Source organism: Microbacterium panaciterrae, assembly GCF_039541635.1.
In the GTDB taxonomy this organism is placed as follows: Bacteria; Actinomycetota; Actinomycetes; order Actinomycetales; family Microbacteriaceae; genus Microbacterium; species Microbacterium panaciterrae.
In genome coordinates, this window is record NZ_BAABGP010000017.1 from 46,153 (window position 1) to 62,136 (window position 15,984).

14 protein-coding genes are annotated in these 15,984 nt (G+C 71.9%); 7 read left to right on the forward strand and 7 right to left on the reverse strand.

Translation table 11 applies throughout. The features are described 5' to 3' along the window. Positions 1–142: 142 nt before the first annotated feature. Complete coding sequence (locus tag ABD882_RS12355; RefSeq protein ID WP_345187341.1) at positions 143–997, reverse strand: alpha/beta hydrolase; 855 nt, start codon at positions 995–997, stop codon at positions 143–145. 43 nt (positions 998–1,040) lie between these two features. Beyond that, positions 1,041–1,826, reverse strand: coding sequence for an SDR family NAD(P)-dependent oxidoreductase (locus ABD882_RS12360; RefSeq protein ID WP_345187343.1), 786 nt, complete (start codon positions 1,824–1,826; stop codon positions 1,041–1,043). Positions 1,827–1,996: 170 nt separating this feature from the next. Here ABD882_RS12360 and ABD882_RS12365 point away from each other — a divergent pair, with 170 nt between their 5' ends. From ABD882_RS12365 to ABD882_RS12380, 4 genes are all read left to right on the forward strand, one after another. After that, complete coding sequence (locus ABD882_RS12365; protein WP_345187345.1) at positions 1,997–2,968, forward strand: LysR family transcriptional regulator; 972 nt, start codon at positions 1,997–1,999, stop codon at positions 2,966–2,968. Between the two features lie 151 nt (positions 2,969–3,119). Continuing rightward, complete coding sequence (locus ABD882_RS12370; protein ID WP_345187346.1) at positions 3,120–4,526, forward strand: MFS transporter; 1,407 nt, start codon at positions 3,120–3,122, stop codon at positions 4,524–4,526. 14 nt (positions 4,527–4,540) lie between these two features. Then, entirely contained in the window at positions 4,541–6,715 is a 2,175-nt protein-coding gene (locus tag ABD882_RS12375) for a molybdopterin oxidoreductase family protein (RefSeq protein WP_345187348.1), read from the forward strand. Continuing rightward, positions 6,712–8,280: an FAD-dependent oxidoreductase gene (locus ABD882_RS12380; RefSeq protein WP_345187350.1), complete on the forward strand. Its 1,569-nt coding sequence runs from the start codon at positions 6,712–6,714 to the stop codon at positions 8,278–8,280. Before ABD882_RS12375 ends, ABD882_RS12380 begins: the two co-directional genes overlap by 4 nt. Positions 8,281–8,305: 25 nt before the next feature. On the opposite strand, the gene ABD882_RS12385 is transcribed toward ABD882_RS12380, so the two are convergent. The 3 genes from ABD882_RS12385 to nirB are packed head-to-tail and all read right to left on the reverse strand — an operon-like array spanning position 8,306 to position 12,812. Continuing rightward, entirely contained in the window at positions 8,306–9,439 is a 1,134-nt protein-coding gene (locus ABD882_RS12385) for a uroporphyrinogen-III synthase (protein WP_345187351.1), read from the reverse strand. Beyond that, positions 9,436–10,233 carry a uroporphyrinogen-III C-methyltransferase gene (gene cobA / locus ABD882_RS12390; protein WP_345187353.1) on the reverse strand — a complete coding sequence of 266 codons (798 nt, stop codon included), beginning with the start codon at positions 10,231–10,233 and terminating at the stop codon, positions 9,436–9,438. Before cobA ends, ABD882_RS12385 begins: the two co-directional genes overlap by 4 nt. Then, entirely contained in the window at positions 10,230–12,812 is a 2,583-nt protein-coding gene (gene nirB, locus ABD882_RS12395; RefSeq protein ID WP_345187355.1) for a nitrite reductase large subunit NirB, read from the reverse strand. The genes cobA and nirB overlap by 4 nt, the downstream gene beginning before the upstream one ends. Positions 12,813–12,972: 160 nt before the next feature. On the opposite strand from nirB, the gene nirD reads away from it, so the two are divergent. Continuing rightward, a complete protein-coding gene (gene nirD / locus ABD882_RS12400; protein ID WP_345187356.1) occupies positions 12,973–13,350 on the forward strand; it encodes a nitrite reductase small subunit NirD in 378 nt (125 codons plus the stop codon). Between the two features lie 10 nt (positions 13,351–13,360). Here nirD and ABD882_RS12405 read toward each other — a convergent pair whose 3' ends face one another. Then, positions 13,361–13,615, reverse strand: coding sequence for a DUF4242 domain-containing protein (locus tag ABD882_RS12405; protein ID WP_345187357.1), 255 nt, complete (start codon positions 13,613–13,615; stop codon positions 13,361–13,363). A 52-nt stretch (positions 13,616–13,667) separates the two neighbouring features. Between ABD882_RS12405 and ABD882_RS12410 the strand changes: the two genes are divergently transcribed. Further along, on the forward strand, positions 13,668–13,874 hold the full coding sequence (locus ABD882_RS12410) for a hypothetical protein (protein ID WP_345187359.1): 207 nt from the start codon (positions 13,668–13,670) through the stop codon (positions 13,872–13,874). Then, a complete protein-coding gene (locus tag ABD882_RS12415) occupies positions 13,856–14,671 on the forward strand; it encodes an AraC family transcriptional regulator (protein ID WP_345187360.1) in 816 nt (271 codons plus the stop codon). The genes ABD882_RS12410 and ABD882_RS12415 overlap by 19 nt, the downstream gene beginning before the upstream one ends. 7 nt (positions 14,672–14,678) lie before the next feature. Here ABD882_RS12415 and ABD882_RS12420 read toward each other — a convergent pair whose 3' ends face one another. Next, positions 14,679–15,959, reverse strand: a complete 1,281-nt coding sequence (locus ABD882_RS12420) for a M23 family metallopeptidase (RefSeq protein WP_345187362.1) — start codon at positions 15,957–15,959, stop codon at positions 14,679–14,681. Between the last annotated feature and the right edge of the window lie 25 nt (positions 15,960–15,984).

Genomic DNA, 15,984 nt, shown 5'->3' on the forward strand with positions numbered 1-15,984 from the left:
CGACCACACCGGCCGTGCTGCTCGAGCGAGCGAAGAACGACGCTCTATCTGTGGGACGGTGCCCGACCGCAGAACGTCACAAACTCGTGAATGTCGGTCGTGCGGATGGTCGCATCGCGGGGAATGCCGGGGCCGCGCAGTGTCAGGCGGTGGGCGCGTGCTGCTGCACGAAAGCCAGCGCTTCGTCGGCGACCTCGCGCCACCCGGAGTCGATGGTGAGGGTGTGTCCGCGGTTCGGGATCGTGACGAGCTCGGTGACGCCCGGATTCTTCGCCTGGATCTTGTAGCTGGCGTTCGTGATCGCGGGTGGGACGGTGTGGTCCTTCTCGCCGCCGATGATGAGCAGCGGGCCGCGCGCCGGGTTCTTCGAATCGACCTGGGTCTCGCCGCCGAACGGATTGAAGTTCGCGAACGCGGCCTGGAACAGCGGGACGCCGGCGGCCGGCACGTGCAGGGTGTCGTAGAGCCTTCGCCCCTCATCCTCGTCGAGGTTGTTGGCCCAGCCGTACCGGTACTGCTCCCAGGTCAGCGACACGCCTCGCCCGGCATTCGCGGGGTTCGACAGCACGGGCGCGGCGGACTTCAGAGCCGATGCGGGAAGGGGGAGCACACCCTTGAACGGCGCGTTGTCGATCGAGACGGTCGCGGCGGCGACTCCGGTGCCGGCGATCTTCTGGGCGATGAGCCCGCCGAAGGAGTGGCCGATCACGACGGGCGCCGTGTCGAGGGCGTCGATCGCCTCGAGGTAGTGGTCGGTGACCTGCTGCACCATCTTGCGGGCGAACGCCTCGGGATGCTCGCGCGCCTCCGCGACCGTGTCCGGGTCGTCGGGCCACCCCGGTGCGAGCGCGGCGTACCCGTTGTCCTCGAAGTATTCCCGCCATGGATCCCAGCTGCTGGCGAGCAGCCAGAGGCCGTGCACGAACACGACAGGCCGTCGGCCGGACTCGTTCGCGCGAGTGATCTCGAGCTGTTCCCGCTCGGTGAGAGTTCCCATGTCTGTCTCCGTCTTCACAGGTGTGGCCTTCAGGGTGTGGTCTTCACAGGGTGGTGATGAGGCCGCCGTCGATCGTGACGTCGGCCCCGGTGAGGTTGCTCGCCGCGTCGCTCGCGAGGAAGCAGATCAGTCGCGCCACCTCGTCGGGCCGGGTGAACCGACCGGTCACGGCCCCGCCCGCGGCACCCGCCGCAACGGCTGCCGGATCCGCACCCGTGGCGCGTGCCACCGTCTGGGCGACGCCGCCCTCGCCCAGCCAGAGGTCGGTCGCGACCGGCCCTGGGCTGACCGTGTTGACCCGGATCCCGCGCCCCCCGACCTCCTTGGACAGCGACTTGCTGAGGTTCGCCAGTGCCGCCTTCGCCGCGCTGTAGTCGATCACGAGCGGATCCGGCAGAAAGGCGTTGACCGAGCTCACCGTGACGATCGATCCGCGCCCGGCGTCGAGCATGAACGGCAGCACGGCCCGCAGCATCCGGACCGGCGTGAGCACATTGATCGTGAAGGCGGCCAGCCACTCCTCGTCGGTCACGCTCGCGAAGCCATCGGGTCGCGGGGTGACGCCGCCGACGTTGTTCACCAGGACATCGACGTGCTCGCGGCGACCCGCGGCCGTGACGAGAGCGTCCACGCCCTCCGGGCTGGAGAGATCCGTCGCGACGAACTCGACCGCGCCCGCCTCGACCAGCTCGTCGAGGCCTTCCGAGCTGCGCCGGGCCCCCGCGACCACCTGCGCGCCGTTCGCGACGAGCTCGCGCGTCACGGCGAGACCGATGCCCCGGCTCGCGCCGGTCACGATCGCCACCGCGTTCGACAGACCAAGGTCCATGAGTCCTCCGATCCCACATCGCAAATCGGGCCTGTACCGAGTGAACACCCGATGGGGGAGCGGTGTCCAAGATCCCGGCGCCCGCGATCGATAACCGCATGTGGATCGATCCGGCGGTAGAGGGCTACGGTGAATCATCAGCCGTGTCGCGGCGTCGCATCGGAGTGTGCATGGACCTCGACCTTCGTCTCGTCAGATACTTCGTCGCGGTCGCGGAAGAACTCCACTTCGGGCGCGCGGCTTCCCGCCTCTACATCAGCCAGCCCGCACTGTCGAGCCAGATCCGCAGACTCGAGGAACAGCTCGGCGAGCCGTTGTTCCTGCGCACCAGCCGCAGGGTCGCGCTGACGCCGCGCGGGAGGCGCTTCCTCGACGACGCGAGAACGCTGCTCGCGCTGGCCGACGGGATGCGCCGACCGGATCCCGAGGACACCGTCCGCATCGCGCACGTCTTCGAGCTCGCCACGAGCCGCATGGTGGCCGACGCGTTCGCGGCGACGCATCCGGAGACCCGCCTGCTCGAGCACGCGATGGACAGCGTCACCCAGCTCGAGGCCCTGCTGGCCCATCGGATCGACGTCGCCATGCTCCACCTCACTCCGCGGATGCTGCGCGATCACCCCAACGGGTGGTCGCATCGGCTGCTGCGCCTCGAGCCGTTCGCGCTCATCGGCACTGCGGATGACGAGCCGGCTCGGACGGCGTCGTTCCACGACCGTCCGCTGTACGTCTTCGGGGATCCGCCGGAGTCGGGCGGCTACAACGCGCACGGCGAATTCCTCACTGCGTTCGAACGCGACTTCGGCATCACCATGCGCTGGCTCGGCACGCCCGGTGCGTTCAGTCACTGCCTCGCATACATGCAGCGCGCACGCCCGCCCGCACGCTACTTCGAGTTCCACACCTACGCCAGGCGGTACGCCGCCGCGGGGATGCCGCTGTACCTGCCGCAGGAAGCGCAGCCGTACTATTCGTGGTCGCTCGCATGGCGCGACACCGATGACTCCCGCAGCACCCATCAGCTGATCGAGACCGCGCTCGAGCTCGCCCGGAAGCAGAACTGGCTCCGTATGGAATCGGCATCCGGCGTGCCGGCCTGGGTGCCCGCTGAGGAGCCGGCGTACGCAGAAGCATTCGGGTGACCCCTTGCGCGACTTCTGACTCATTCCGGGTTCGGCTCACACCCGCCGCGCACCCGCGAGAGGTCTTCGACACGAAGGCGTCACGTCGCGCACGAACGACGGAAACACGGACTTCCTAGCGTGGTGGCACACGCATCCCCAGGAGGCCTCGATGACCAGCACCGACACCATCCGCACCGCCCCCGCGATCCAGGATCCCATCGCGGAACGGCCACTCGCGTTCCTGCCCGGCCGCTGGATCGACGGCTGGGATCCCGAGGACACCGCGCAGTGGCAGGCCGGCGGGGCCGCGATCGCCCGGCGCAACCTGCGCTGGTCGATCTTCGCGGAGTTCCTCGGATTCGTGATCTGGCAGCTCTGGTCGGTGGTGGTCGTCGCGCTGCCCGGCGCGGGGTTCCATTTCACCGTGACGCAGACGTTCTGGCTGATCTCGATCCCGAGCCTGGTCGGGGCGACCCTGCGCTTCCCGTACACGTTCATGGTGCCGCGCTTCGGGGGCCGGAACTGGACGATCGTCTCGGCGGCCCTGCTGCTGATCCCCGCGATCGGGCTGGCGCTCTGCGTCGCGGATCCGCGCACCCCGTTCCCCGTGATGCTGGCCGTCGCCGGGCTGGCCGGCCTCGGCGGGGGGAACTTCGCCAGCTCGATGGCCAACATCACGTACTTCTACCCGCAGCGCGAGAAGGGCTGGGCGCTCGGGCTCAACGCCGCCGGCGGCAACCTCGGCGCCGCGGTCGCGCAGTTCGCCGTGCCGATCGTGATCACCCTGGGCGCGGGGGCGACCCTGCAGCTGCCGCTCGCCGGACTGGTCTGGGTCCCGCTGATCCTGATCGCCGCCGTCGGAGCCTGGCGCCGGATGGACAACCTCACCAGCGCCAGGGCGGATCTGCGGGCGTCGCTGGCCGCGCTGCGCGCCCCGGAGCTCTGGCTGATGGCCTTGCTCTACGTCGGAACGTTCGGATCGTTCATCGGGTTCTCCGGCGTCTTCCCGAAGCTCATCGCCGACCAGTTCCCGGCGTTCAGCGCCTTCCCGCTCGGCGGGGCGACCCTGTCGCTCGCGTTCGTGGGAGCGCTCGTCGGCTCGCTCGCGCGACCCTTCGGCGGACGGCTCGCCGACCGGTTCGGGGGGAGCACCATCACGATCGCGGCGTTCGTGGTCATGGCACTGGGCGCGCTGGCCGTGATCCTCACGCTCCCGCTCGGCAGCTTCTGGCTGTTCCTCGGCTTCTTCCTCGTGCTGTTCATCGCCAGCGGCGCGGGTAACGGCGCCACCTACCGGATGATCCCCACCCTGTTCGCGCTGCGCTCGGGCGCGACCGACGGCGTCGCCTCCGCGGGCGACGTCTCGGCGCAGCGCACCGCCGCCGCCGCGCTCGGGATCGTCTCCGGACTCGGCGCCTACGGGGGCTTCGTGATTCCGCAGGTGCTCGGCCTGTCCAAGTCGACGACGGGCGGGTACGCGGCCGGTCTCAGCTGGTTCGTCGGCGCCTACCTCGTCCTGCTCGTGATCACGGTCGCGATCGCGGTGCGCGGGCGGCGTCGCGGCCTGCGGATCTGACGGCGGCGGGCACCATGACCCTCTCGACAGCCCCCGCGGCCCCGCCGGGCCCGGCGGCCTCCGCGCCGACGCACTGCCCGTACTGCGCGCTGCAGTGCGCCATGACCCTCACCTCCACCCCGCACGGCGCGACTCCGGTGACGGTGGCGGGGAGGGCGTTCCCGACGAACCGCGGCGGACTGTGCAAGAAGGGATGGACGTCCGCGGAGCTGCTCGCCGCGCCCGGACGCCTGACGACGCCGCTGGTCCGCGAAGACGGAGAACTTCGTCCCGCGACCTGGGAGGAGGCGCTCGGCCGCATCGTCGTCACGCTCGTCGGCATCCGGCGCGAGGACGGCCCCGACGCGGTCGGCGTGTTCGGCGGCGGCGGCCTGACGAACGAGAAGGCCTACCTGCTCGGCAAGTTCGCCCGCCTCGCCCTCGGCACCTCGCGGATCGACTACAACGGCCGGTTCTGCATGTCCTCGGCCGCGGCCGCGGGCACGCGCGCGTTCGGAGTCGACCGGGGACTGCCGTTCCCGGTGTCGGATCTCGACGACGCGGACACGATCCTGCTCCTGGGCTCGAACGTGGCAGCGACCATGCCGCCGCTGCTGTCGCATCTGGCGGGCGCCCGGGCTGTCGGGGGACTGGTCGTGGTGGATCCGCGGCGCTCGCAGACGGCCGAGCTCACGGCGGACGGCGCCGGACTGCACCTGCAGCCCGCGCCCGGCACCGATCTGGTGCTGCTGCTCGGCCTGACGCACCTCGTGCTCGCGGAGGGCCTGGCCGACCTGCCCTATCTCGAGGCCCGTACGAGCGGCTTCGACGCGGTACGCCGCAGCGTCGCGGCCTGGTGGCCGGAACGGGTCCAGGCGCACACGGGAGTGCCCGTCGCCCTGCTGCGCGAGGTGGCCCGCCGCCTCGCCCGCGGCCGCGGCACCTACATCCTCACCGGACGCGGCGTCGAGCAGCACGTCGACGGCACCGACACGGCCACGGCGGCGATCAACCTCGCCCTCGTCCTCGGTCTGCCCGGACGCCCGAGCTCCGGTTACGGGACCCTGACCGGGCAGGGCAACGGCCAGGGCGGCCGCGAGCACGGCCAGAAATGCGACCAGCTGCCCGGGTACCGCAAGATCGCGGATCCCGCGCATCGGGCCGCCGTCGCCGCGGTCTGGGGCGTCGACCCCAAAATCCTGCCCGGGCCGGGCGTACCCGCCGTCGAGCTGCTCGGGATGATGGGCGCCGCAGGGGGGATCAGGGCCCTCCTGGTGCACGGCGCCAACGTGGTGGTCTCCGGCCCGGACGCCGGCGCGATCCGTGCGGGGCTCGCAGCGCTCGATCTGCTGGTGGTGTGCGACTTCGTGCTGTCCGAGACCGCCGCGCTCGCCGACGTCGTCCTGCCCGTCACCCAGTGGGCGGAGGAGGAGGGCACGATGACCAATCTCGAAGGACGGATCATCCGCCGCCGGCGGGCGATCGATCCGCCGGCGGGCGTGCGCAGCGAACTCGACGTGCTCGCCGATCTCGCCCGGCGGCTGGACGCGCCGTCGACCTGGCCGACGGATCCCGCCGCCGTCTTCGACGAGCTCGCCCGGGCGTCCGCCGGCGGGATCGCGGACTACTCCGGGCTCAGCCACGCGGTCCTGGATGCGCAGGCGGGGGACGGCGTCGCCGCGCACTGGCCGTATCCGGCCGGATCGACGGGGACCCCGCGGCTGTTCGGGGAGCGCTTCGGGCACGACGACGGGCTGGCCCGGCTGGTCGCGGTCGCCGCCCGGACGGCACCGCACGGCATCGACGCGGGGGAACCCTTCGCGCCGCACGCCCCCGGACGCCTGACGCTGACCACCGGGCGCCTGCTGGAGCACTACCAGTCCGGCGCGCAGACCCGCCGCGTGCCCGAGCTGAACGCCGCGCAACCTCGCGCCCGGGCGGAACTGCACCCGGCCACCGCTGCACGTCTCGGGATCGTCGACGGCGACCGGATCCGGATCCGCAGCTCCCGCGGCGCGGTCGAGGTGGATGCCCGGCTCACGGACGGGATCCGCATGGACACGGTCTTCCTGCCGTTCCACTTCGCCGACGAGCAGTGCGCGAACCTGCTCACCGACGCGGCCGTGGATCCGATCTCGGCCATGCCCGAGTTCAAGCGCACCGCGGTCATCGTCACTGCGATCACAGACGGGGCGGAGGTGGCGGCATGAGCAGGCCGATGCGCATCGTGCTGATCGGATACGGACCCGTGGGTGCGCGCTTCGTCGAGGAGGTGCTGCCCGCCGTCGCGGCGGGGAACGCCGAGCTCGTCGTCGTGGGCGCGGAATCCGATGACGCGTACAACCGGGTGCTGCTGGCCGAGTACGCGGTCGGTGCGGCGTCGCGCGAGCGACTGGAGATCGCGGATACCGCGGCGGCCCGCGCGGCCGGCGCCGACATCCGACTCGCCGAGACGGCCGTCGCGATCGACCGGCACCGGCAGCGCGTGCGCACGTCGCGCGGAGCGGCGCTGCCCTACGACCGCCTCGTGCTCGCCACCGGCGCCCGCGCGAACATCCCGACCCTCGACGGCCTGCAGCGCACCCGCCATGAACGCGGCGCCGCGCCCTCCGCCGAGCTCGACCGGGGCGCGCACGCACTTCCCGCGGGCGTCGTCGCGCTCCGCGATCTGACCGACGCGGACGCCGTGGCGCCGGTCGTGGCCGGCGGCGGCAGGATCGTCGTGCTGGGCGCCGGCGTGCTGGGGATGGAGTTCGCGCTGCTCGCGGCCGAGCACGGCGCCGACGTGCTCGTGGCGCATCACGGCGGCACCCCGATGTCGCGCAACCTGGACGAATCCGGCGGTCGTATGCTCACCCGGGCGGCCCGTGCCGTCGGGATCGGGATGGCCGCGCACGCCCGCGCCGAGGGCCTCGACTTCCGCGACACCCTGTCCGGCCCTGTGTTCGACGGGATCGCATGCGCGGACGGCACATATCTCCGCGGTGATCTGCTGGTGCTCTCCTGCGGCGTGACCCCGCGCGTCGAGCTCGCGCTCGCGGCCGGCCTCGCCTGCGCGACGGGGATGCTCGTCGACGAGGAGCTGCGCAGCTGGAGCGACCCGGACGTGTTCGCGATCGGCGACTGCGCCCAGGTCTCCGATCCCGACGCGGCGGAGGGATCCGGCCGGGTGCCGGGGGCGCCCAGCGGGCTGATCGGACCGGGGTGGCGACAGGCCGCGGCCCTCGCCTCCCGGCTGCGGGCCGAAGCAGCGGGCGGCGTCGCGTCGCGCGACGCCGCGGTCGCGCTGCACGAACGTCCGACCGCGGTGATGCTCAAGGCCACCGGGATCGACGTGGTGTCGGGCGGCGAGCACGACGCCGAGCCCTGGGACGCCGAGCGCGAGGTGAGCGTCTGGATCGACGGCGCGCGCGGCGGGTATCTGAAGACCGTGGTCCGCGACGGCGCCCTGACCGGCTTCGTGGCTGTGGGGCTGCCCCGGGCCGGCGCCGAGCTGACGCTGCTGTACGAGCGCGGCGCGGCCCTGCCTGCCGAACCCTCCGCGCTCCTGCGTCTCGACGCCGCGGACGTCGACGCGGCCCCCGATGAGACTCCGCTCGGCCGTGGGGAGACCGTGTGCTGGTGCAACGGCGTCACCGCCGGCGGCATCGCCGACGCGGTTGCGACGGGATGCGACACGGTCGAACTGGTCGGCAGCCGCACACGCGCCGGCACCGGGTGCGGAGGATGCCGGGGCCGGATCGCCGCGCTCCTGGCGGCGGCACCGGTCGTCTGAGGTCTGGTGCCCGGAGGCGACCGGATCAGACGTCGAGCCGGTACCCGCGCTTCACGACGGTCGCGACCAGCCCCGGCATCGCCAGGCTCTGACGCAGCCGGCTGAGCGACACCTCCATGGTGTGGTCGTCCCCGCCGACGACTCCGGAGAGCTCCCGCCGTGACACGACCGCCCCCCGGGCGGCGACGAGCGCCCGGAACAGCGCGAGGGAGCTCGGTGTCAGCCGCACCGGGGCGCCCGCGACGAGGGCCAAGCTGCCGCGCAGTTCGATCTCGCCGTGCCGGGTGCGCACGCGGCGGGTGGACTGCGCCTCCAGATGCTCGCAGACGAGGCGGATGAGCGCCCCCATCCGGAAACGGTCGGGCTGCAGCGGGCGGATCCCCTCACTCAGCAGGGGCGCCGAGGTCACCGGGCCGACGCTCGCCGCGACGACGTCGCCGCGGAACGCCTCCACGACTTCGGTGCGGCATCCGCGGGCGTGGGCCGCGAGCAGGAGCCCGTCGACCGCCGGAGCGCTCGTGAACGTGACGCAGTCGAGCTGGCGTGCGACGACGGCGTCGATCAGGCGCGCGGCGCGCCCGTCCTCGTCCTCGTCGGTCGACCACGAGTACGGCGCCACCGTCAGAACGCGGTCACCGCTCGCGCGCAGCCGGCGCAGCTGCTCCTCGTCGGGCTGGCCGTGCAGCTGCACCGCGACCGTGATCCCGGCCGGGTGCTCGGCGATCACCTTTTCGACGAGCGACGCCGTGGTCTCCTCGTCGCTCATCCCGGCGTCGTCGAGTCCGGCGGCGCGCACGGCGCCCCGCGCCTTGGGCCCGCGCACCAGGATCGTCGCCGCCGCGAGCGTGCGCTGCAGCGCGGCGCCGAGGCCGGCCGCGTCGGCGACCTCGAACCAGCGCCTCATCCCGTAGCTCGTGGTCACGAGCAGCACGTCGGGGGCTGCGGCGATGATGCGCTCGGTGTCGGCGATGACGGGCGCGTCGTCGTCGGCGTGCCGCATGTGCACTGTCGGCGCGTGGATCACGCTCGCCCCGCGCCGCTCGAACGCGTCGATCAGATCCGCCGAGCGGCGGTCGCTGGTCACGCCGATCCGGAAGCCGGAGAGCTGATCCGGGAGGAACGCGACCGCGCGTCCCGCGGCGTCCTGCACGCCCGTCATCCCGCACTCCCGGTGGCGCTCGCGGCGCTCGCCGCGGCCTCGGCGAGGATCGCCGCCGCGTCGTCATCGCCGCCACGGGCGAGCCGGACGACCTCGCCGATCACGACGACCGCCGGCGAGACGACGCCCGCGAGCGCCGCCTGTGCACCGATCCCGGCGAGGTCGGCGAAGGTCGTGCGCTGCCGCGGGGTCCAGCCCTGCTCGACGATCGCGGCCGGCGTCTGCGGATCCATCCCGGCGCCGACGAGCCCGGTCGCGATCGAGGGGAGGTTCAGGATTCCCATCAGGATCACGATCGTGCCGCCGAGGCCGGCGAGATGCGCGAGCTCGGAGGAGGACAGCGGCGCGTGGCCGGAGACGACCGTGAACATCCGCGAGATGCTGCGGTGAGTGACCGGGATCCCGGCGGCGGCGGGCACGGCGATCGCACTGCTCACGCCGGGCACGATCCGCACCGGCACGCCGGCCTGCCGGCACGCCTCTACCTCCTCGCCGCCGCGCCCGAACACGAACGGGTCTCCGCCCTTGAGCCGCACCACCCGGGATCCCGCCAGCGCGTGCGAGACCAGCAGCTGCTCGATCTCGTGCTGCGGGATCGGATGATGCCCCGGGGTCTTGCCCACGTCGATGAGCCGGGCGTTCGGCGCCATCGCAGCGAGCGCCGCCGCCGGTGCGAGGCGATCGAACAGGACGACGTCGGCCGCGGCGAGCGCGCGCACGGCCGCCACCGTGAGCAGGTCCGGGTCACCGGGGCCGCCGCCGACGAGGGTGACGGATCCGGTCCGCGCCGTCATGCGGGCTCCGGCAGGGTGTGCTCCGCGGAGCGCACCGGGATCCGCGCCCCGGCCACGAACACGACGCCGTCCGCGCGCTCCGCGGCGGTCGCCGGGCGGCGCTGGCCGCGCTCCTCGACCCGGGCGATCGTCGGATCCGCCTCGGCGGGCGCGTTGACGAACGAGCGGAACCGGCGCAGCCGCTCGGGATCCCGCAGCGTCGCGGCCCATTCGTCCTCGTACGTGTCGACGTGCCGGGCCATGGCGGCCTCGAGTTCGGCGCCGAGACCGAGGGAGTCCTCGACCACGACCTCGCGGACGTGGTCCACTCCGCCGTCGAGCTCCTCCATCCAGCGTGCGGTGCGCTGGAGCCGGTCGGCGGTGCGGATGTAGTACATCAGGTAGCGATCGATGAACCGCACCAGCGTCTCGTCGTCCAGGTCGGAGGCGAGCAGCTGCGCGTGCGCGGGCTGGAAGCCGCCGTTGCCTCCGACATACAGGTTCCACCCCTTGTCCGTCGCGATCACGCCCACGTCCTTGCCGCGCGCCTCTGCGCATTCCCGGGCGCAGCCGGAGACGCCGAACTTGAACTTGTGCGGCCCGCGCAGCCCGCGGTAGCGCAGCTCCAGCCCGACAGCCATGCCGACCGAGTCCTGCACGCCGTATCGGCACCAGGTGGATCCGACGCAGCTCTTCACGTTGCGCAGCGCCTTGCCGTACGCCTGCCCGGATTCGAAGCCCGCGTCCACCAGCCGGCGCCAGATGTCGGGGAGCTGGTCCAGCCGCGCTCCGAACAGGTCGATGCGCTGGCCGCCGGTGATCTTCGTGTAGAGGTCGAAGTCGGTCGCGACCTGCGCGATGACGGCGAGCTTCTGCGGGGTGATCTCCCCACCGGGGATGCGCGGGACGACGGAGTAGGTGCCGTCCTTCTGCATGTTGGCGAGGGCCCGGTCGTTGGTGTCCTGCAGCGGGCCGAGGCCGCCGTCCAGCGGATACTGGCCGTGCTGGCTGGCCAGGATCGACCCCACGGCGGGCTTGCAGATGTCGCAGCCGCGCCCTCTGCCGAGCAGGCCGATCGTGTCCTCCCAGCTGGTGAGACCGCGTACTCTGACGGACTCGAACAGCTCTTGGCGAGACAGGTCGAAGTGCTCGCAGAGTGCGCGGGAGACGGTGGCGCCGGCGGCGGCGAGTTCGGTCTCGAGCAGCTTCTTCACGAGCGGCACGCACGAACCGCACTGGGTGCCGGCGCGGGTGCAGGTCTTCAGCGCGCCGAGTTCGTGGCAGCCGTCCCGGACGGCTGAGCGCACGGCGCCGGCGGTGACGTTGTTGCACGAGCACACGTACGCGTCGTCGGGCAGGGAGCCGCCACCGGGCGGCTCGGCACCGGCCGCCGACAGATAGGCCGCGGGCTCCGCGTCGAGCACGCGTCCGAGCAGCGGCCGGAGACCGGCGTAGGGCGCGGCATCGCCGACGAACACGCCGCCCAGGAGCGTCTTCGCGTCGTCGCTGACGACCAGCTTCTGGTAGAGGCCCCGGGCGGGGTCGGCGTATACGATCTCGAGCGCGCCGGGCTCGCGCGCGAAGGCGTCGCCGAAGCTCGCGACATCCACGCCCGACAGCTTCAGCTTGGTCGCGTCGTCCACGGTCGTGAAGGTGGCGTCACCGCCCAGCAGTCGGTCGGCGACCGTCTCCGCCATCGCGTTCGCCGGCGCGACCAGGCCGATCGTGCGACCGTCGACCGCCGCGACCTCGCCGATTGCCCAGATGGCGGGATCCGAGGTGCGGCAGGCCTCGTCGATGATCACGCCGCCGCGGTCGGCGGTCTCGATGCCCGCGGCCTTCGCCAGCTCGTCCCTGGCGCGGATCCCGATCGCGAACACGACGATGTCGGCCGGCACGCGACGCCCGTCGGTGCAGAACACGGCGACGGGGAGGCCGTCGTCGGCGCACTCGATCCGCTGCGGTCGCGTGCCCAGGCGCAGGTCGACGCCGCGTGCGGAGATGAGCCGCCCCAGCGCCTGTCCGGCGCCCTCGTCGAGCTGGGCGGACATCAGCCACCCGCCGGAGTGGATGACGACGGCCTCGGCGCCGAGGGCCGCCATCCCGCCCGCCGCCTCCAGGCCGAGCAGGCCGCCGCCGGCGACGGCGACGCGCGGCGCGCGTCCGAGCCGTCGCCTGAGCTCGGCGACCTCGGCGACCAGCGCATCCACGTCGTCGATCGTGCGATAGACCCGCGCGGAGGCCGCGCCGGGGATGTCGGGAACGGGGGCGGAGGATCCGGTCGCGAGGATGAGATCGTCGTAGCCGAGCACCGCGCCCTCCGAGGTGGTGACCGTGCGCATCGAGCGATCGATCGCGGTGACCGCCTCGCCGACCCGCAGCGAGACGGCGGCGTCCTCCCACGGGGACGCGGGCTCGAGGGTGAGGTCGACTGTGCTGTCGGCGAGGCGCTTGCTCAGCTGCACCCGGTCGTAGGGGAGGTACGCCTCCTCCGCCACGACGACGACGGAGCGCCCTGCCATGCCGCGGGACACGAGCGCGTCCACGAGCCGGTGGGCGGCGGGGCCGCCTCCCACGATGAGCGTTCGTCGAGTCGTCATGCGATCTGAGCGTAGGAGTGCGGGATTTCTCGGCGGTTTCGTCGATGTAACCGCCGGTTAACACAGCCGCACACTGCGGCGCATTCCGTGTGAGACGCCTTTCACGTGGCCGTTACATGAGCCGACCATCGCGGAAACACGCGACTCCTAGCCTCGGAGCATGACGATCCTGCAGAGCTCCCCGCGTCCGGTCCTTCCGCGCACCGCCTGGGTGCGCGCCTGTCGTGTCGACGACCTCGAACCGTCCTGGGGCGAGGCGGTGCTGCTGCGCATGCGCCAGATCGCGCTGTTCCTCGTCGGGCCCAAGGAGGTGTACGCGGTGGACCATGCGGATCCTGCCGGCGGTGCCGCAGTGATGGCGCGCGGCATCGTGGGCTCGCGCGGCGACAGGGTCACCCTCGCCGCCCCGCTGCACAAGGAGGTCTACGACCTCGGCACCGGGGAGTGCCTCTCGGATCCGTCTCTGCTGCTGCGCACCTTCCGCACCCGCATCATCGGCGGGTTCATCGAGATCGAGCTGGAGGACGACGCGTTCTGATCGCCGTGGCTCAGCCCCCGGCGACGACCGGGTGGATGTGGTCGGCGACCAGGCCGTGAGCTTCCTGGTGCACTTGCGCCGCGGCTTCCGGGGTCGGCGCGTCGACGAGGCAGAAAACCTTGCCGCCCACCTCATCGACCCAGTAGGCCTTGTACTCGACGCCGTAGCGGTCCTGGATCTTGAGGTCCTCCGCATGCGCACCGGCGACGTCGGCCGCGGTGGTGCCGTCCGGCAGGTGATCGTGGACGTCCATGAAAAGTGGCATGATTTTCTCCCTCGTCGGTCGGTTGCCTGGGAGAATCAGTCTTGTGCCGAGCATGCACGAAGGCCATGATCCGATCCCCGGAGCTGCTGATCCAGGCCCCGGGAACACGCTGCTCGACGCCCTGAGCGGGTTGCGCCTGCAGGGTGCGTTCTTCCTGCAGGGCCGTTACACGGAAGGGTGGGCGTACCGCTCCGTCCCGTCCGCCGACGCGGTCGCGATCCTCGCCCCGGCGCACCGCGCGTGCTGCTGTTCCATGTGATCGCGGCCGGTCGCTGCTGGATCGAGATCGACGGCGATTCCGAGCGTCGATGGGCCGAGGCCGGCGACGTCGTCGTGCTGCCGTACGGCGACGGACATCGGATGGGCGGGACGGACGATGCCGAGCTGGTGGACATGGCGAGCCTCATGCCGCCGCCGCCGTGGGACGAGATGCCGGTCATCGAGTACGGCACGGGCGGAGATCCGACGCAGATCCTGTGCGGCTACCTCGCCAGCAGCGATCAGCTTTTCGACCCGGCCGTGCGCGCCCTGCCACCCGTGTTCGTCTCCCGTCCGACCGGAGCTGCCGCTGCCTGGGTGCGGGCGAGCATCGACTTCGTCCTCGGTCAGTCGACCAAGGTCGACGGGATCCACTATGCGGCCCCGACCCCGATCATCGAGCTGGTCCTGGCCGAGGTGCTCAAGCTCCACCTCGCCAGCGCTCCCGCCGCCGAGGTCGGCTTCGTGCGCGCGCTCCGCGACCCGATCGTCGGACCGGCGATGGCACTCATCCACGCCGATCCGTCGCGCAAGTGGAGCGTCATCGCGTTGGCCTCGGAGCTGCATGTGTCCATCTCCGTGCTGGATGAGCGATTCCGGCGCGAGCTGGGAATGCCGCCGATCCGGTACCTGACCGGATGGCGCATGCACGTGGCGCAGAATCTCCTCGCGGGCACGCAGCTCGCCGTGGCGACGATCGCGCGTCGCGCGGGCTACGAGTCCGAGGAGGCCTTCAGCCGGGCATTCAAACGCGCCTGCGGTGTGGCACCGTCCGTCTGGCGCCGGACGCCGGGATGATCGCCGATCACTTCGCCGGGATCGAGAACACGCTGCCGAACACCGGGATCTCCTTCGTGCGGGTGCCGGGCTTCGGGGGAGCGACGATGTGGGTCTGGTCGGCGGAGAGGGCGCCGATCGACTCGAAGGTGTCGAACACCCAGGGCACGTTGTCCGCCGAGATGAGCGATCCGCGCTGCAGCTGGAAATGCAGGTGCGCCTCGCTCGTGTTGCCGGAGTTGCCGAGCCGGCCGATCTCCTGACCCTTCGTGACGGTGTCGCCGACCTTCACGGTGGCGGACCCCTGCTTCATGTGCGCGTACGTCGCGAACACCCCGCCGCCGAGGTCGAGGACCACCTGGTTGCCGGTCGCGTCTTCGAGGACGCTGAGATCGGGCAGGACCTGCGGAGCGACATCGGGATGGTCCGTATCCGCGCGCACCACCTTTCCGTCCGCCACCGCGAGCAGCGGCTCGTCGAAGGCGAGGTAGCTGGCGTTCTGCGTGGGATCGCCGCGATCCGAGGACATCGTCGCAGGATCGATCCGCATGAAGTCGATCCCGTAGGTCTCGGCTGACACGATGCGTCCGCCGAGGGGGATCACCACGTCGCTGTGCGCATTGAGCCTGGTCGGGTCCAGCCCGTTGTTCGCGAACCAGTTCGTCCCCGACACCGGCGATCCGATCACGAGAGGCGCGTCGGTGCTCGTCGTCAGGGCGCCGCCGATCTGCGCGACCTGGTCGGGGTAGTTCGCGGCGAGCCGCGGCGCGCCCTCCTTCGGCGCCGCGAACGTCGCATGGATGCGGTGGGTGAACGTCTTCGGGACGTCGGCCCTCGCCGGATAGGTGTCGCGGAACACGACGATGGCTGTGCGTCCGGCCGGGATCGTGGCGGTGTTGCGCTCCGCACCGCCGATCAGCATCGTGTTCGACGCGATGCGTGCCTGATCCACGGTCGCGAGCACGGCGCCGCCCTCATCGCCGGCCAGGGTCTCGATCGCCGTGATCGTCGCATCGCGCGGCGCGGAGTTGAGCACACGGAGCTCGTAGGCCACGTAGATCAGCCCGTCCGAGCCCTCCACGGGCACGACCTGGGAGGACAGCGCGTCGATGATGAGGGGCGAGAACTCGAGCGCGGTCTGGTCCTGGTATCCGGGCCGGATCCCCGATCCCGGTGTCGCGGCCGGCGACGCGCTCGTCGACGGGGTGCCTGTCCCTCCCGGGCTCGCGGTGCACGCGCTGAGCGCGAGAAGGCAGACTCCGCCGAGCGCGATGAGCATCGCTGCCCGCGACGCCGTGATCTTTCGCATCCCCATGCGATCCTCGGTTCTTCCG